Origin of the sequence: Ruminococcus sp. OM06-36AC, assembly GCF_003438725.1 — a bacterium.
In the GTDB taxonomy this organism is placed as follows: Bacteria; Bacillota; Clostridia; order Oscillospirales; family Ruminococcaceae; genus Ruminococcus_C; species Ruminococcus_C callidus.
The window spans coordinates 311,163-329,293 of sequence record NZ_QSTT01000001.1; the positions used below are offsets into that span (position 1 = coordinate 311,163).

Below are 18,131 nucleotides of genomic sequence, written 5' to 3' on the forward strand. Positions count from 1 at the left end.
CAATTCCTCAGCTGAGGGGTTGAAATTCTCCCCGTAATCTGGTATAATAATAGGTGTTAAATCAGGTGACTGCCCGACCTCTGCGCCAACAGAGGTCATAGGGGCGGTCATTTCTCTTTCTTCGGTCATTCTCTATCTCCTTTCAGACCATTCAGAGTTGTTGTGATAAGCTGTATCGTAGACAGCAGCTCATCGTCCACAGCAGAGCCGTTCTGTATTCTTCGCAGCTCACCGAGGACTTCCGCAAGCTGATTTTTCAGAGCCTTGTACACTCTCGGATTGCCTTGCACCACCACATCACGGCACAGCAGTCGTTTCACGATGTAGTCCTGCTTGGTAAGTCCCGAAAGAGCGACTGCCGAGTTGATGAGCTGATCTTCTTCGGGCGAGACACGGAAACCGATGGTTCTCGCCCTGAATCTGCCCTTACTGTCAAGGTTTTTCGCTGACATCATCTTCACCTCCCTCCGTATCATCGCTTCTCAGGTCACTGAGCCTGTCCGCCATTTCGTTCTGCGTACTGGGGAACAGGTGAGCATAACGATAAGTGATGTCAATACTTTCGTGACCTACTCTATCCGCTATTGCCACGGCAGAGAAGCCCATTTCAATAAGCAGAGAGATATGCGAGTGTCTGAGGTCATGAATGCGGATACGCTTTACACCTGATTCTTTCGCTCCTCTGTCCATTTCGTGATGAAGATAGCTCTTGGTTATCATGAACATACGGTCATGTTCTCCGATACTATAAAGCTGACCAATGAAGTCCTGTATCTCCTGAGAAAGAAAATCAGGAATCTTCACAATACGGTTGCTCTTTGCTGTTTTCGGATCAGTAATAATATCCTGTCCCTTGATACGCTGATAGGACTTCGTGATAGAAACAGTCTGCTTCTCAAAGTCGAAATCGGCAGGCGTGAGGGCGAGAAGTTCACCCTCACGGATTCCACACCAATAGAGCATTTCAAAGGCATAGAAGGAAACAGGCTTGTCCATCATGACCTCTGCGAACTGCTTGTATTCCTCCTGTGTCCAAAACAACATCTCACGACTTTTTGCCTTGCCCATATTTCCTACTTTAGCAGCTGGATTGCTTGCCAGTCCGTAGAACTTCACTGCATAATTGAATATGGCACTGAGTTGGTTATGAAGTGTTTTCAGATATACGGGCGAATAAGACTTACCTGTTTTTGTAGAACCTTCAAGCATTTCGTTCTGCCACGCTATCACGTCTTTCGGCTGAATATCGCACATCTTTCTTTTCCTAAAGAATGGAATCAGTTTAGTACGAAGAATATGTTCTTTTGTGTGCCATGTGTTGTCCTTCAGACGCTTCTTCATGTCCTCGAAGTATATCTCCGAAAAGCTCTCAAAGGTCATATCAAGGCTGGATTCCGTCTTGTTCATCTGCTCACGCTCCCACGCCTGAGCTTCTTTCTTTGTGGAGAAACCACGCTTTTGTGTCTGTTTGCGTTCTCCACGGCTGTTGGTGTAGCGGTAGATCACACGCCACTTGCTGCCGTCCTTATAGACTGACATCGTATCACTTCCTTTCGCTGTCCTCGGCAGAACCGCCGTAGCAAGTCCTTTCGAGGAAGTATTGTCTGTTCACTCTGCCTGAGATCGTAATATATCCCTTGGCTTCAAGCTCCTTGTTGAGCTTCTGTACTATCTTATAAGCATAGGACTTAGATACATCAAGCTCCCTGGCAACATCTTCTACTCTCATAAAATTTTTATCTGTCATTAAGAGTATCTCCTTTCTCTAACTTAACTCTAAATCGTTAAGTTATGATTTTATTATACTAAACATATATCGTTATGTCAAGTGTAAAATCACTAAACATTTTTATTTCTACTATCTTGACAAACACTAAGCATATATGTTATAATTAATTTGTGAAATATGGCGGCGCAGGCATATCCTGTGCTATGCTTTTTGAAAATGGAGGAGACAATATGGCGATTGGTGAAAGAATCAGGTTTATCAGAAACCTCAGAGGTATGACACAGAAGTTCTTAGGCTTGCAGGTCGGCTTCTCGGAACGGACTGCCGATATTCGTATGGCTCAGTATGAATCGGGGTCGAGAACACCCAAAGCCGATTTGGTGAAACAGCTTGCTGATGCACTTGACGTATCGGCCGAAGCTCTGAACGTCCCGAACATCGACAGCTACACAGGTCTTATGCACACGCTGTTTGCGTTAGAGGATTTATACGGCTTCAAGATCGACCGTCTGGACGGAGAAATCTGTATCCGCATCAACAAGCAGAACGGCTCGACCTTTGCAAAGATGACAGGTCTGCTCGAACCCTGGGAGGAAATGGCTCAGAAGTACCGCAATGGGGAGATCAGCCGTGAGGAGTATGACCAGTGGAGATACAGGTATCCGAGGTCGGAAGCGGAGAGAAATGAAGCGTCTCGTAAAGGCGATAATAATCTGTAAATAATGCTAAAAATGCGAATTTACGTTTGGATATAATGCCAATTGACGTGTTTTCAACTTTTCTGTATAATTAAACTGTAAGTATATGCCTTAACCTATGAAGGGGGAATTCAAATGAAGAAGAAAAACGAACTTGTTCCTGCAAATTCCAGCGAATCCAATTTCACATTAAATGTTCCCGACGGAAGAGGTACATTTGAAAAAGGAATTGATGGAAGAGGAAATCCGTTTGAAAAGAGAACATATGAGAATGGCGATTTTCTCAAACAAGAGCTGTTGCACAGTGGTGAACTCAAAGTAACAGCAAAGAAGAAAATCAAGTAAACATACCAATAACAAAAAGAGCTATCCGATTCAAATACGAATCAGATAGCTCTTATCTTTTCAGACAATATTTATGTTACTGTTGCCGATGACAGAGAATTGTTGCCAAAACGTTGCCATTCAGCTTGACTGTGCCACGAAAAGCACGGTATTACGTCGTTTCAGCAAGTGTTTGCATTATTCCCACTCGATCGTAGCCGGCGGCTTTGTGGTAATATCATACACAACGCGGTTGATATTCTTGACCTCGTTGACGATACGGGCAGAGATCACTTCCAGCACCTCATACGGAATCCGTGCGAAGTCTGCGGTCATGAAGTCCGTGGTAGTTACCCCGCGGAGAGCCAGTGTGTAGTCATAGGTTCTGCCGTCGCCCATTACGCCAACGGAACGCATATTGGTCAGCACTGCGAAGTACTGGTGAATGCTCCGGTCCAGTCCGGCCTTGGCGATCTCCTCACGGAAGATCCAGTCAGCGTCCTGCAAAATGGACAGCTTTTCGTCGGTGATTTCGCCGATGATACGAATCGCCAGCCCCGGACCCGGGAACGGCTGCCGCCATACCAGATTTTCCGGCAGACCCAGTTCGATACCCAGCTGACGCACCTCATCCTTGAACAGCAGCCGCAGCGGTTCGATAATTTCCTGAAAGTCCACATAATCCGGCAGACCACCCACGTTGTGGTGGGACTTGATGACAGCTGCATCACCGGTGCCGCTTTCGATCACGTCCGGATAAATGGTGCCCTGTGCCAAAAAGTCTACCGTGCCCAGTTTCTTGGATTCCCGTTCAAAAGCACGGATAAATTCCTCGCCGATCGTCTTACGCTTGGTTTCCGGATCGGAAACGCCGTTGAGCTTTTCCATGAAAGCAGCCTTGGCATTGACACGGATAAAGTTGATGTCCTTGTCTGCAAATGCAGCTTCTACTTCGTCGCCTTCGTTCTTCCGCAGGAAGCCGTGGTCTACGAAAATACAGGTCAGCTTCTTGCCGACTGCACGGGACAGCAGTGCCGCACAGACAGAACTGTCTACGCCGCCGGACAGTGCCAGCAGTACCCGACCGTCGCCGACTTTTTCCCGAATCTGGGCAATAGCAGTTTTCGCATAGTTGCCCATGGTCCAGTCGCCGGTGCAGCCGCAGACATTTTTCAAAAAGCCGTCCAGCATCGTCAGACCCTGCTGGGTGTGGTTCACTTCCGGATGGAACTGTACTGCATACAGCTTCCGTTCCGGATTTTCCATAGCAGCTACCGGACAGTTCTCTGTATGTGCCGTAATGGTAAAGCCCTCCGGTGCTTCCGAGATGTAGTCGGTGTGGCTCATCCACGAAATTGCCTGTTCCGGCAGTTCCTCGCTGCTGAACAGAGCACTGGACTTGTCATAAATGGTTTCTGTCTTGCCGTATTCCGAGGTGGTGCAGGTCGCCACCTTACCGCCGAGAGTATACGCCATCAGCTGACAGCCATAGCAGATGCCCAGGATCGGGATACCCATTTCAAAAATTTCTTTGGCGATATGCGGCGATTTTTCATCGTAAACGCTGTTCGGACCGCCGGTGAAGATAATGCCCACCGGTTTCCGTGCTGCAATTTCCTCCAGCGGTGTAGTATAGCGAATCACTTCGCAGTAAACGCCGCATTCCCGCACGCGTCTGGCAATAAGCTGATTGTACTGACCGCCGAAGTCCAGTACCAGAACCAGTTGATTTTCCATAGGTTACGTTTCCTTTCTGTGTCACATTCGCCGATGCGGCGAAAATCTTTCTCTTTAGGAAACACTGCACAAAGCTTGTGCGTAAGATGCGTCGTCAGATTTTTCGGCAGATTGCCTAGAAATTCCGCAGGCATACTTTCGTATGGCAAGGGATTTCTGGGCAATATGACGGAAAATCTGCACGCAGATTGCGTGCAAAGCCGTCAGGCGGGCTTTATGCAGTGTTTCCTTATATTATGCCACTTTTTTCGAAAAAAAGCAAGTGTTTTTTATGAAGATACAAAAAATCAGATTTTCTCCACTGCCGTTTCGGCAATGTACTGTTCTTTCCACTGCTTCAGCTGCTGCATGTGAGGCTGCCGCAGGTGTGTCTGCTGCTGTTCCTCCGATGCCCATTTTTCCACCAGCAGGATCTTTTCCGCATCGGCAACGGCAGCGTAATAGGCATACTCCAGACAACCGTCCTCCTGCCGCACGATCTCCTGCAAACTGTTCTCCTGAACGGCACGCAAAAACGCCTCCCGACAATGGGGCTTCGCCGTATAAGTCACCAATAATATCATGCTGCCTGCTCCTTATGTTTGTCAAAAACGGTAATGAACCGGAACCGTTTATCCAGCCAGTCCCCGACAATGCCTACGCCTTTCCCCATGGTCAGTGCCGCAGCGATCGTTCCCACGCCCAGTCCGTCCAGATGCCCCAGACAGAAAAAAGTCAGACCGGCAGTCACCGCCAGACAAGTCACATCAAACCCGATCTTAATCTTCGGGTATCCCACAGAAGTAATGTCCGACAATTCCCGCGGAAACAGATCGGTAGGAATGATCGGCAGCCCGCACCGGTTGGACAGGGCAATGCCGATACAGATCAGCACGTAGCTGATGAGGAAATACAGTACTCGCATAGGCAGCGATGTGGGCAAAACGCCGATCCACCACTCGTGGAAATCCAGCAGTTCTCCGAACACAAAGCCCACCACAAAGCTGAACAGATACGGCGGCACAAAGCGTTTCCGCATGAACATCAAACTCAACACCAGCAAGCCCTGAAACAGATACGTCCACGTGCCAAGCGTCAGCCGCGGCAGTACCTCCGAAAAGGCAAACGGCACGCTGGAAATCGCGGAAATGCCTGCTCCGGAATAGAGCATCAGCACCACGCCAAGGCTGTTGATACAGACTGCCGCCGCCAGCGTCAGTTCCCCGCGAAGGGTGTGCAGTTCTTTTGTTGTGTTCTCCATTTTCTCAAACGCCTCCTATAGGAATACGAATACGCAAAAAGCAGTATAGGCAATACCGCACAAAGATTGTGCGACAGATGCGTCGTCAAATTTTTCGTCAGATGAAACAAAAAGCGGAGTGAATACTTGATGTATTCACGAGCATTTTTGTGAAATATGACGGGAAATTTGCAAGCAGATGGCGTGCAAAGTCGCCAGACGCTCTTTGTGCGGTATTGCCTATAGGAGCCTGCTTTCCTTTTGAAAACAGGCTCCTATCACATCATATTACAAAAAAAGGAATTTTTCAAGGACATTTCTGCGGAACAGATGCAACGATTCTGGTAAAAATTCTCATTCAAATACCCGATACTTTTTCTCGTTGTGTCCGTAGGCACTGACCACAAGCCCCAGTGCAATGTACATGCTCACAGTTGCCGTACCGCCGGCACTGATAAAGGGCAGCGGCACACCGATAACCGGAGCCACCTTCAGCACCATGCCGATATTCATGACACAGTGGATAAATAGCATACAGAACACACCGGTACAAAGGAACATGCCCATTTTGTCCTTGGTGTTGAAGCCGTCATAGAGCACTTTCAGACAGAGGAATATCAGCACCAGCATCACAGCAACTGCACCGACAAATCCCAGTGCCTGCCCCACCTGTGCAAACATAAAGTCATTGTGAATTTCCGGAACAGAAACATAGTTTTCCTTGCCGGCATGCAGCCCCACGCCGAAAATTTTTCCGTTGGACAGGGCTTCCAGACCACGGTCCTGCTGATACTCGATATTCTCCGGATCTGTGCCGGGGTGCAGCAGCACCAGAATTCGTTTTTTATGGGTGTCCCCCAATATGAAATTCCACGCAACGACCAGTGCCAGCGGAATGGCAATGAGAAATGCCAGCACATATTTCCATGAGATCTTCGCCGCAAAGAGCATGCCCAGAAAAACCACCGCAAACACGATCGCCGTACCATAGTCCCCCTGCAAGGCAATCAGCCCCGTGGGGATTGCTCCATGAACACACAGCAGCAGCATGTGCAGGGGCTTGTTCATGTTGCTCTCATCTTTGGCAAGGTGCAGGGAAAATGTCAGGATAAACGCCAGCTTCAGCACTTCCGAGGGCTGGAACTGGATAAATCCCAGATTCAGCCACGCCTGGTCATCGGCACCGGCACGCTTGTGTCCCAACGCCGTAAAGGTCAGCAGCGTGAGCACCAGTGCCACCGGAGCATACAGGAACCAGAGCCGGACGAGTTTGTGATAATCGATCGCCGAGAGCACCAGCAGGCAAGCCAGACCCAGTCCGCAGGAGAGCAGCTGCGTCCGGTAATAGCTGGAGCCCACAGAACTGATAATGTGATTCTGCCAGATCGAGTACAGCAGGATAATGCTCAGCACGGAACAGAGCAGTGCCGACAGAATCAGCGGCTTGTCCAGCCGCCGCCAGTAGACCATCAGCGGGCTTACTGGTTTTTCACGTTTGTTGGATTTGTATGATCGGTTCATGAAATGTCCTTTCTTTCAGGCAATATCTATCAGCCGTTAGTGCCCCAGTATTTCCGATCCAGACTGCGGAACTGGGCGGCTGCGGCAATGTGCTGTTTCCGAATGATCTCGCTGCCGTCCAGATCGGCAATGGTTCTGGCAACTTTCAGTATCCGGTCATAGGCACGGGCACTCAGCCCCAGCTTATCGAACACAGCACGGAGCAGTGCCGTTGCGGCATCGTCCATGGGACAGAAGTCCTGTAGCATGCCTGCCGGAATCGCTGCGTTGCAGAAAATGCCCGTTCCGGCAAACCGCTGGTTCTGTAGTTCCCGAGCCGTCTGCACCCGCTGCCGGATCGCCGCCGACGATTCCGCCTTTGCCTTTGCAGAGAGAGAATCGAACGACACCGGCTCTACTTCAATATGCAGATCAAACCGATCCAGCAGCGGACCGGAAATGCGGTTCAGATACTGCCGCACCTGCCGTTCGGAACAGGTACACTTCCGCTTCGGGTGCCCGTAGTAGCCGCAGGGACAGGGGTTCATGGCTCCCACCAGCATAAACGAACAGGGATAGGAAACCGTTCCCGCCGCACGGGTGATGGTAACTTTGCGATCCTCCAGCGGCTGCCGCATGATCTCCAGTGTCCGGTGGTCGAACTCTGCCAGTTCGTCCAGAAACAGCAGTCCGTTATGGGCAAGGGAAATCTCCCCCGGACGGGGCACTGTCCCGCCGCCCACCAGACCGGCTCCGGAAATGGTGTGGTGCGGCGAACGGAACGGGCGGCGTGTCATCAGCGGGTGTTTGCCGTCCAGCAAGCCGGCAATGGAATAGATCTGCGTGGTTTCCATGGACTCCGCGGCAGTCATTGCCGGCAGGATCGACGGGATCCGCTTGGCAAGCATGCTCTTGCCGCTGCCGGGGCTGCCGATCATCAGGGCATTGTGCCCGCCTGCTGCGGCAATTTCCAAGGCGTACTTTGCATTCTGCTGTCCCTTGACATCGGCAAAGTCCAGCATTTCCTCGTACTCCTCCGGCTGGGGCGTATAGGGTTCCTGCGGACGAATTGCCGGACCAGTGTCCTCGTTCAGGTGGGCAATCAGTTCTCCCACGCTGTGCACGCCGTACACCGGTATCCCTGCCGCGGAAGCTTCAGAAGCATTCTCCGCCGGCACATACAATTCCGTCACGCCGTTCTGGGCGGCAAGCAGTGCCATAGGCAGCACACCGCTGACAGAACGCACCAGTCCGGACAGGGAAACTTCCCCGATAAAACAGCGGCTGGCGGGCTGTGCCGGAATCCGTTCCATGCACACCAGAATCCCCAGCAGAATCGCCAGATCGTGCATGGTGCCGATTTTCTTCACGTCCGCCGGAGCCAGATTCACTGTGATCAGGCGGGCAGGAAGGGCAATGGACAGGCTGGACAGAGCCGAACGGATTCGTTCCCGGCTCTCCCGCACCGAGGTATCCGGAAGACCGACAATTTCCATCTGCGGTTTGCCGCGGTTCATGCTGACTTCTACATCTACAGAAAAGGCATTCAGCCCGAACAGTCCTAAACTTTTCAGTTGGGCAAACAAAAGGGTTCACCTCGTTTTTTCAAATGCTGTCCCGTCATTGCAGCGGAACAGTTCTTCCGGCAGCACCGTGCAAAACCGGCATGCGAAACCGGTGCGGTGCTGCCTCTATCAGTATAGCATGATTCACAAAAAATGTAAAGACAATCTGCAAGAAAGATTTTGCTGTCTGCGGCGGTTCCGTCCGGTTTGTGCAAGTTGACGAAAAAGAAGTGGAACAGCCCATGCTTCAGCGGCATTCCTACAAAAATAAAAAAACGCCCTTGACAAAAGAACGCTTGCATTATATAATAATAAAATGTATCGTAATGTGTCAATGCACATTTCAGCAGAATAGTATACCACATTCCGACCTCGTCTGTCAAGTCCTTTTTTTCAAATCACAGAAAAAGATTTTCCGCTGTGTGCGGAAGGTTGTAAAGGAAACAGGCGAATTTTTGTCTGACAAAGAGTTAAGGAGGTTTTTCGCCAATGGTGCATGTTACGCCAAAGCAGTGCGGGAAAAACGTTCGTATGAACTTCGGTAAGATCAACGAAGTTCTGGAAATGCCGAATCTGATCGAGGTACAGAAGAACTCGTACAAGTGGTTCCGTGAAAAGGGACTGCGGGAAGTTTTTCGCGACGTTTCTTCCATTACAGACTACAACGGCAATCTGGTACTGAACTTTACCGATTACCGCATCGATGACACCCCGAAATATACCATTGCAGAATGCAAGGAACGCGACGTGACCTATGCAGCACCGCTGCGTGTGACTGCAACGCTCTGGAACAAGGAAACCGGTGAAGTCAAGGAGAGCGAGATCTTCATGGGCGACTTCCCCCTGATGACCGAAAGCGGCACCTTTGTCATCAACGGTGCAGAACGTGTTATCGTTTCCCAGCTGGTGCGTTCGCCGGGCGTATACTACGCTTCGGAAAAGGATAAGACCGGTAAGGACCTGTTTAAGGCTACCGTCATTCCGAACCGCGGTGCATGGCTGGAATATGAAATGGATTCCAACGATGTGGTCTATGTCCGCATCGACAAGAACCGCAAGATCCCGATCACCACATTTATCCGTGCTCTGGGCACCGGCACAGACGAAGAAATTGCCGAGATGTTCGACAACGACGAGCGTCTGTCCCAGACCATTATCCAGAAGGATTCTACCAAGAACACGGAAGATGCTCTGATCGATGTATACAAGAAGCTGCGTCCGGGTGAACCGCCTACGGTGGAAAGCTCCCTGACACATCTGAACAACCTGTTCTTCGACGCGAAGCGGTACGATCTGTGCCGGTTCGGCCGTTACAAGTACAACAAGAAGCTGGGCATCGCCAGCCGTCTGGCAGGTCACGAGCTGACCCGTCCGGTGGCAGACGAAGCAACCGGCGAGATCCTCTTTGATGCAGGCGTGACCCTGACTTTCGATCAGGCAATGCAGATTCAGGATGCCGGCATCAAGGAAGCCTATATCAAGGCAGAAACCAAGGAATATTTTGTCACCGAGTCCGGCGAAAACGAGATCCGCTTCATTGAAAAGGAAGCCAAGGTCATCGGCAACGGCATGGTAGACATTGCAAAATATGTGGATTTCGACTGCGAAGCACTGGGCATCAGCGAAAAGGTTCGCTACGCTGTTCTGCGGGAGATCCTCGACAGTGCGTCCAGCGAAGACGAACTCCGCACCGCGATCCGCAAGCGTGCAGATGAACTGGTGCCGAAGCACATCATTCTGGACGACATCTACGCAACGATCAGCTACTTCCTGAACCTGTGCGACGGCATCGGCAACATCGATGACATCGACCATCTGGGCAACCGCCGTATCCGTTCGGTAGGCGAACTGCTCCAGAACCAGTTCCGCATCGGCTTCACCCGTATGGAACGCGTGATCCGGGAACGCATGAACTTACAGGCACAGGATAACGATGTGCTCACCCCGCAGGCACTGGTCAACATTCGTCCGGTGACTTCTGCGATCAAGGAATTCTTCGGTTCCTCTCCGCTGTCCCAGTTCATGGATCAGAACAACCCGCTGGCAGAACTGACCCATAAGCGTCGTCTGTCCGCACTGGGCCCGGGCGGTCTGTCCCGTGACCGTGCCGGATTCGAAGTTCGTGACGTACACTACAGCCACTACGGCAGAATGTGCCCGATCGAAACACCGGAAGGTCCGAACATCGGTCTGATCTCCTATCTGGCAACTTTCGCAAGAATCAACCAGTACGGCTTCATTGAGGCTCCGTACCGCAAGGTGGACAAGGAAACCGGCTGCGTCACCGACGAAGTGGTTTATATGACTGCCGACATGGAAGATAACTACATTGTCGCACAGGCAAACGAACCGCTGACAGAAGACGGTCACTTTGCAAATGCCAAGGTTGCAGGCCGTTTCCGCGATCAGATTCTGGAAATCGAAGCAGAACGCGTTGACTTCATGGACGTTTCCCCGAAAATGGTAGTTTCTGTGGCAACTTCTATGATCCCGTTCCTCGAAAACGACGATGCAAACCGTGCACTGATGGGTTCCAACATGCAGCGGCAGGCTGTGCCGCTTCTGAAAACCGAGCGTCCGTTCGTCGGCACCGGTATGGAATACAAGGCTGCCGTAGACTCCGGCGTTTGCGTTGTATCAGAATATGATGGTGTCATCGACTCCGTTTCCGCAGACGAGATCGTTCTGGTGGACGACGAGCACAAGACACATAAATATGTACTCCAGAAGTACAAGCGTTCCAACCAGTCTACCTGTGTCAACCAGCGTCCGATCGTCGATGCCGGCGAACGGGTACACAAGGGACAGGTACTGGCAGACGGTCCGGCAACCGCAGACGGCGAAATTTCGCTGGGTAAGAATGCTCTGATCGGCTTCATGACATGGGAAGGCTACAACTATGAGGACGCCGTTCTGCTGAACGAACGTCTGGTAAGAGAAGATGTCTTTACTTCCGTGCACATTGAAGAACTGGAGATCGAGTGCCGTGACACCAAGCTGGGACCGGAAGAAATCACCCGCGACATTCCGAACGTGGGCGACGATGCCCTGAAGGATCTGGACGAAAACGGTATTATCCGCATCGGTGCGGAAGTACATGCCGGCGATATTCTGGTTGGTAAGGTCACCCCGAAGGGCGAAACGGAACTGACCGCAGAAGAACGCCTGCTGCGTGCGATCTTCGGCGAAAAGGCACGCGAAGTCCGCGACAACTCCCTGAAGGTGCCACACGGTCAGGCTGGTATTATCGTGGATGTCAAGATCTTCACCCGCGAAAACTGCGACGAACTCTCTCCGGGCGTAAACCAGCTGGTTCGCTGCTACATCGCACAGAAGCGTAAGATCTCTGTCGGCGACAAGATGGCAGGCCGTCACGGCAACAAGGGTGTCGTTTCCCGTATTCTGCCGGAAGAAGATATGCCGTTCCTGCCGGACGGCACACCGCTGGACATCGTCCTGAACCCGCTGGGCGTACCTTCCCGTATGAACATCGGACAGGTTCTGGAAGTGCATCTGGGTATGGCTGCCAAGGCTCTGGGCTGGCACATCATGACACCGGTATTCGACGGTGCACACGAAGATGACATTCGTGCATGCTTCCGCGAAGCCAACGAAAAGAATGCTTCGCACCGCGATGATCCGTTTGATCTGAAACCGATGCAGAAGGTCATCAACCCGAAGGCTCTGGAGATGAACGAAGACGGGAAGTTCACGCTGTATGACGGCAGAACTGGTGAAAAGTTCGACAACCGCGTTACTGTCGGCTACATGTACTACCTGAAACTCCACCACCTGGTTGACGATAAGATCCACGCACGTTCCGTTGGTCCGTACGCTCTGGTTACTCAGCAGCCTCTGGGCGGTAAGGCTCAGTTCGGCGGTCAGCGTTTCGGCGAAATGGAAGTTTGGGCACTGGAAGCATACGGTGCAGCTTACACCCTGCAGGAGATCCTGACTGTCAAGTCCGACGATACCGTAGGCCGTGTCAACACCTATGAGGCAATCGTCAAGGGACAGAACGTACCGAAGCCGGGTCTGCCGGAATCCTTCAAGGTACTCATCAAGGAAATGCAGTCCCTCGGTCTGGACGTAAAGGCTCTGGACAAGGATCAGAACGAGATCGACCTCAAGTCCAACTTCGAGGAAGAAGAAGCGATCATTCCGCAGCCGGTCAGTGCAGCTGATGATGATCCGTCCTTTATGGGAACTTCTACAGACTATGAAGGTGCAGACAGAGATATGGAAGATGCCGGCATGTCCTTCAAGGATGGCAATCCGACAGATGATGATCTGCTGGGCGACAGCATCGGCGGCAGCAGTCACACAAGTTCCTACAGCAACGATGACGATCTGCTGGGCGACGATTTCAGCATCGGCGAAAGCTTTGACGACACAGACGACGATGATCTGCTGTAATTTTCAAGGCAATACCGCACAAAGATTGTGCGACAGATGCGTCGTCAAATTTTTCGTCAGATGAAACAAAAAGCGGAGTGAATACTGGATGTATTCACGAGCATTTTTGTGAAATATGACGGGAAATTTGCAAGCAGATGGCGTGCAAAGTCGCCAGACGCTCTTTGTGCGGTATTGCCTAAAGAACACTCGCCTTTGAGCGATTTTGATATACACACCAACAGACAGGCAGCGGACGGCAGGTTCCGTTCGCTTCTCCTGTTTCCTCGTTGATATATAGGAGGTAACGGTTTGGAATTTAACACTTTTGAATCTATCAAGATTTGTCTTGCTTCTCCGGATCGTATCCGGGAATGGTCTTACGGTGCAGTTGAGCGTCCGGAAACGATCAACTACCGTACCCAGAAGCCGGAACGCGACGGTCTGTACTGTGAGCGTATCTTCGGACCGACCAAGGACTGGGAGTGCCACTGTGGCAAGTTCAAGAAGATCCGTTTTAAGGGAAAGATCTGCGACCGCTGCGGCGTAGAGGTTACCCGTGCCAAGGTTCGCCGTGAGCGTATGGGGCACATCGAACTGGCTGCTCCGGTTTCCCACATCTGGTACTTTAAGGGCACACCGTCCCGTATCGGTCAGATGCTGGAAATCTCCCAGAAGCGTCTGGAAGAAGTCCTGTACTTCACCAAGTTTATCGTACTCGATCCGGGCAACACCGAGCTGGTGCCCAAGCAGCTGCTCACCGATAAGGAATACCACTCCTATCGGGAAAAGTACGGCGACGAATTCGAAGCCGGCATGGGTGCAGAAGCCATTCAGAAGCTGCTCAAGCAGATCGATCTGGACGAACTGGCAGCCGAACTGAAAACTGAACTGGCTGGGCTGGCTTCCGGTCAGAAGCGTGTCAAGCTGCTGAAGCGTCTGGAGATCGTAGAAGCATTCCGTCAGTCCGGCAACCGTCCGGAATGGATGATCATGGACGTGGTACCGGTCATTCCGCCGGATCTGCGTCCGATGGTCATGCTGGACGGCGGCAGATATGCGACATCAGACCTGAACGATCTGTATCGCCGCGTGATCAACCGTAACAACCGTCTGAAGCGTATGCTGGAACTGGACGCTCCGGAAATCATCGTCCGCAACGAAAAGCGTATGCTGCAGGAAGCTGTCGATGCCCTCATCGACAACGGCAGACACGGCAGACCGGTCACCGGTCCGAACAACCGTGCTCTGAAATCCCTGTCCGACATGCTGAAAGGTAAGCAGGGACGTTTCCGTCAGAACCTGCTGGGTAAGCGTGTTGACTACTCCGGCCGTTCTGTTATCGTTGTCGGACCGGAACTGAAAATGTATCAGTGCGGTCTGCCGAAGGAAATGGCTCTGGAACTGTTCAAGCCGTTTGTCCTGAAGCGTCTGGTAGACACCAAGGTCATCGCCAACATCAAGAGTGCCAGAAAAATGGTAGACCGTGCTTCTGCGGAAGTATGGGACGCTCTGGAAAATGTCATTCATGACCACCCCGTTCTGCTGAACCGTGCTCCTACCCTGCACCGTCTGGGTATTCAGGCGTTCGAACCGGTTCTGGTAGAGGGTCGTGCTCTGAAGCTGCACCCGCTGGTATGCTCTGCATTCAACGCCGACTTCGACGGCGACCAGATGGCTGTGCACCTGCCGCTGTCTGCGGAAGCACAGGCAGAAGCCCGCTTCCTGATGCTGGCTGCCAACAACCTGCTGAAGCCGTCTGACGGCCGTCCGGTTGCTGTGCCGACACAGGATATGGTACTGGGTTCCTACTACCTGACCATGGAAAAGGACGGCGAAAAGGGCGAGGGCAAGGTCTTTCGCGATGTCAACGAAGCCCTCATGGCTTATCAGGAAGGCGACGTTTCCATTCATGCAAAAATCAAAGTCCGCATCACCAAGGACATCGGTGAAAAGCGGGTTTCCAAGATCATCGACTGCACCGTCGGCCGCCTGATCTTCAACGAAAATATCCCCCAGAATCTGGGCTATGTAGACCGTACCAATTCTGACAAGCAGTTCGATCTGGAAGTTACATTCCTGGTCGGCAAGAAACAGCTGGGTCAGATCATTGACCGCTGCATCAAGATCCACGGCACTGCCACCACTTCGGAAGTGCTGGATAAGATCAAGGCAACCGGCTTCAAGTACTCCACCAAGGCTGCGATCACGGTTGCTGTCTGCGATGCGATTATCCCGAAGGAAAAGTGGGACATCGTCAACGCAGCAGATGCACAGGTCGATGACATCACAGCGGAATACGAATACGGTTATATCTCCGCCGCAGAAAAGTCCAAGCGGTTCATCGAGATCTGGAACAAGGCTACCAACGACGTTACCACTGCCCTGCAGAACGGTCTGGACCGGTATAACCCCATCTTCATGATGGCGGACTCCGGTGCCCGTGGTAGTATTTCCCAGATCCGTCAGCTGGCAGGCATGCGTGGTCTGATCGCCAACACTTCCGGTGCGACCATCGAAATGCCGATCCGTTCCAACTATCGTGAAGGTCTGAACATTCTGGAATACTTCATCTCCTCCCGTGGTGCCCGTAAGGGTCTGGCAGATACCGCACTGCGTACCGCCGACTCTGGTTATCTGACCCGTCGTCTGGTAGACGTTTCTCAGGATGTTATCATTCGTGAACAGGACTGCGGTGCAACCGACGGTCTGGAGATCTACGAGATCCGCAACGGCAACGAGCTGATCGAAAAGCTGGCAGAACGTCTGACCGGTCGTTATCTGGTAGACGATCTGCGTGACCCGCAGACCGGCGAGCTTATCATCTCCAAGAACAAGATGATTACCGAAGCCGATGCACAGAAGATCGTGGATTCCGGCGTAGAGCGTATCAAGATCCGTTCTGTCCTCATGTGCCGTGCAAAACAGGGTGTGTGTGCAAAGTGCTATGGTGCAAACCTCGCACACGGCAATCTGGTTTCCATCGGTGAAGCTGTCGGCGTTATCGCTGCACAGTCTATCGGTGAACCGGGTACACAGCTGACCATGCGTACCTTCCATACCGGTGGTATCGCCTCCGCAGAAGACATCACACAGGGTCTTCCCCGTGTCGAAGAACTGTTCGAGAGCCGTCACCCGAAGAATGCTGCGATCCTGTCCCGCCTCGATGGTGTGGTACACATCGAAGAAGTCAAGACTTCCCGCACCATTATCGTCACCAACGAAGAAACCCACGCATCGGAATCCTATCCGATCCACTATAACTTCAAGATTCGTGTTCGCGAAGGCGAATTCATCAAGAAGGGTACCCGCATGACCGAAGGCAACGTCTTCCCGGGTGATATTCTGAACATTCTGGGCGTTCAGGCGGTTCAGGACTATATCATCAGCGAAGTACAGAAGGTTTACCGTCTGCAGGGTGTAGACATCAACGACAAGCACATTGAAGTTATCGTCCGCCAGATGCTCCGCAAGGTCAAGGTAGACGATCCGGGCAGCAGCTATCTGCTGCCGGGCACCATGGTAGACCGCCGCAAGATCATGGAAGTCAACGACGGATTGCAGGAACGCATCAACAACGGCGAAACCGAAGTGGCTCTGGTCACTGTAGAGCCGATGCTTCAGGGTATCACCAAGGCATCCTCCAGCTCCGACAGCTTCCTGTCTGCCGCTTCCTTCCAGGAAACCACAAAGGCTCTGACCGATGCGGCAATTCGCGGCAAGAGCGACTATCTGTATGGTCTGAAAGAAAACGTTATTATTGGTAAGCTGATTCCGGCTGGTACTGGTATCGATGTGTACAACAACGTAAAGCCGGTCAAGAATGATGCTTATCTGGAACACACCGGTTCCTCCATGCCGCCTTCCACCATTCCGTCCTCTTTGAGCTAACGGTATGCAGCGGCGTTGGAAACAAGTGCTTTGCAGCCTGTTAGGCGTACTGCTTCTGGCAGGAAGCCTGCTGACAGTTCCGGCTGCGGCGGCAGAAACCACTGCCCCGCAGACTACTGCGGCAGAATCCACAGACGATGCAAAGGACAGCGGAAATACCAGACAGATCGTGCAAACGCTGGTCATTTTCACAGTGGCATGCGGCGTGACTGCATTTCTGGTCATGCGTCCCAGTTTGAAAAAGCTGAAGGCTGCCAAGGAACAGGCGGCATCTGACGGCAATTCCGCAGACAAAATAAAATAAAGGCAATACCGCACAAAGATTGTGCGACAGATGCGTCGTCAAATTTTTCGTCAGATGAAACAAAAAGCGGAGTGAATACTTGATGTATTCACGAGCATTTTTGTGAAATATGACGGGAAATTTGCAAGCAGATGGCGTGCAAAGTCGCCAGACGCTCTTTGTGCGGTTTTGGTTTTTGCGAGAGCATACAAAAACAACAGGGCAGATCAACCCCCATTGACCTGCCTTGTTGTCGTTCTTGTCATTTTTTCATTTTTACCCGAATACGCAATTTTTGGTGTACGCCACTATCTGGCTTTTACCATGACATCATAGCATAAAAACGTCAATCCCTCCGCAGGCAGGCTATGAAATGCCTGTGCGCGATACCCCTGTTTCAGATACATTGCCTTTGCCGGCAGTGATGCGTCCAGCATCGCCTGCGGGTATGCCGCAAAGACCTGCTGTTCGGCATATGCCAGAAGTGCCTGTCCGTAGCCCTTTCGCTGCTGCTCCGGCAGCACAAACAGCCGGCTGATCTCGTCTGCCTTTACGGTCACTGTCCCTACAATGCCGTCTGCCGGATCCTCAGCCAGATACACGCACCCCTGCCGAATATCTGCCGAAATTTTCCCGTCGCAGTGATGATTCAGAAAGAACTGCACGGCTCCTGCGGGATAGTACTTGGGATAAATCTGACAAATTGTTTCCCGCGTGAGTTCCCGCACACATTCCAGATCCTGTGTTGTTGCTTTTCGAATTTGCATGATGTTCTCCTCCTCCGAACGGG

The 18,131-nt window shown here is 51.8% G+C and carries 14 protein-coding genes; 5 read left to right on the forward strand and 9 right to left on the reverse strand.

The genetic code is table 11. The features are described 5' to 3' along the window. Window positions 1-125: 125 nt before the first annotated feature. The 3 genes from DXB92_RS01380 to DXB92_RS01390 are packed head-to-tail and all read right to left on the reverse strand — an operon-like array spanning window position 126 to window position 1,747. On the reverse strand, window positions 126-452 hold the full coding sequence (locus DXB92_RS01380) for a hypothetical protein (protein WP_015558244.1): 327 nt from the start codon (window positions 450-452) through the stop codon (window positions 126-128). Beyond that, the gene (locus DXB92_RS01385; RefSeq protein ID WP_117731961.1) at window positions 433-1,539 is read right to left on the reverse strand and encodes a site-specific integrase; all 1,107 of its coding nucleotides are present in this window, start codon (window positions 1,537-1,539) and stop codon (window positions 433-435) included. The genes DXB92_RS01380 and DXB92_RS01385 overlap by 20 nt, the downstream gene beginning before the upstream one ends. 4 nt (window positions 1,540-1,543) lie before the next feature. Then, the gene (locus tag DXB92_RS01390) at window positions 1,544-1,747 is read right to left on the reverse strand and encodes a MarR family transcriptional regulator (protein WP_117731963.1); all 204 of its coding nucleotides are present in this window, start codon (window positions 1,745-1,747) and stop codon (window positions 1,544-1,546) included. 212 nt (window positions 1,748-1,959) lie between these two features. Between DXB92_RS01390 and DXB92_RS01395 the strand changes: the two genes are divergently transcribed. Both DXB92_RS01395 and DXB92_RS01400 read left to right on the forward strand, forming a co-directional pair. Beyond that, the gene (locus DXB92_RS01395; protein WP_117731965.1) at window positions 1,960-2,448 is read left to right on the forward strand and encodes a helix-turn-helix transcriptional regulator; all 489 of its coding nucleotides are present in this window, start codon (window positions 1,960-1,962) and stop codon (window positions 2,446-2,448) included. Window positions 2,449-2,562: 114 nt separating this feature from the next. Then, entirely contained in the window at window positions 2,563-2,772 is a 210-nt protein-coding gene (locus tag DXB92_RS01400) for a hypothetical protein (RefSeq protein WP_117731967.1), read from the forward strand. A gap of 177 nt (window positions 2,773-2,949) precedes the next feature. Here DXB92_RS01400 and guaA read toward each other — a convergent pair whose 3' ends face one another. The 5 genes from guaA to DXB92_RS01430 form a co-directional block, all read right to left on the reverse strand. Continuing rightward, the gene (gene guaA / locus DXB92_RS01405) at window positions 2,950-4,488 is read right to left on the reverse strand and encodes a glutamine-hydrolyzing GMP synthase (protein WP_021680831.1); all 1,539 of its coding nucleotides are present in this window, start codon (window positions 4,486-4,488) and stop codon (window positions 2,950-2,952) included. 287 nt (window positions 4,489-4,775) lie between these two features. Beyond that, window positions 4,776-5,051 (reverse strand): antibiotic biosynthesis monooxygenase, encoded by a 276-nt coding sequence (locus DXB92_RS01415; protein WP_021680829.1) that lies wholly within the window; start codon window positions 5,049-5,051, stop codon window positions 4,776-4,778. Beyond that, a complete protein-coding gene (locus DXB92_RS01420; RefSeq protein WP_117731971.1) occupies window positions 5,048-5,728 on the reverse strand; it encodes a DUF6198 family protein in 681 nt (226 codons plus the stop codon). The genes DXB92_RS01415 and DXB92_RS01420 overlap by 4 nt, the downstream gene beginning before the upstream one ends. A gap of 333 nt (window positions 5,729-6,061) precedes the next feature. Next, window positions 6,062-7,228: an FtsW/RodA/SpoVE family cell cycle protein gene (locus DXB92_RS01425; RefSeq protein ID WP_242986579.1), complete on the reverse strand. Its 1,167-nt coding sequence runs from the start codon at window positions 7,226-7,228 to the stop codon at window positions 6,062-6,064. Between the two features lie 29 nt (window positions 7,229-7,257). Further along, the gene (locus DXB92_RS01430; protein ID WP_117731972.1) at window positions 7,258-8,793 is read right to left on the reverse strand and encodes a YifB family Mg chelatase-like AAA ATPase; all 1,536 of its coding nucleotides are present in this window, start codon (window positions 8,791-8,793) and stop codon (window positions 7,258-7,260) included. A 468-nt stretch (window positions 8,794-9,261) separates the two neighbouring features. Here DXB92_RS01430 and DXB92_RS01440 point away from each other — a divergent pair, with 468 nt between their 5' ends. From DXB92_RS01440 to DXB92_RS01450, 3 genes are all read left to right on the forward strand, one after another. Continuing rightward, the gene (locus tag DXB92_RS01440; RefSeq protein WP_117731976.1) at window positions 9,262-13,188 is read left to right on the forward strand and encodes a DNA-directed RNA polymerase subunit beta; all 3,927 of its coding nucleotides are present in this window, start codon (window positions 9,262-9,264) and stop codon (window positions 13,186-13,188) included. Between the two features lie 291 nt (window positions 13,189-13,479). After that, window positions 13,480-17,058: a DNA-directed RNA polymerase subunit beta' gene (gene rpoC / locus DXB92_RS01445; protein WP_021680702.1), complete on the forward strand. Its 3,579-nt coding sequence runs from the start codon at window positions 13,480-13,482 to the stop codon at window positions 17,056-17,058. A gap of 4 nt (window positions 17,059-17,062) precedes the next feature. Beyond that, on the forward strand, window positions 17,063-17,362 hold the full coding sequence (locus DXB92_RS01450) for a hypothetical protein (RefSeq protein WP_117731978.1): 300 nt from the start codon (window positions 17,063-17,065) through the stop codon (window positions 17,360-17,362). Window positions 17,363-17,649: 287 nt separating this feature from the next. On the opposite strand, the gene DXB92_RS01455 is transcribed toward DXB92_RS01450, so the two are convergent. Next, window positions 17,650-18,108, reverse strand: a complete 459-nt coding sequence (locus DXB92_RS01455; RefSeq protein WP_117731980.1) for a GNAT family N-acetyltransferase — start codon at window positions 18,106-18,108, stop codon at window positions 17,650-17,652. Window positions 18,109-18,131: the final 23 nt, after the last annotated feature.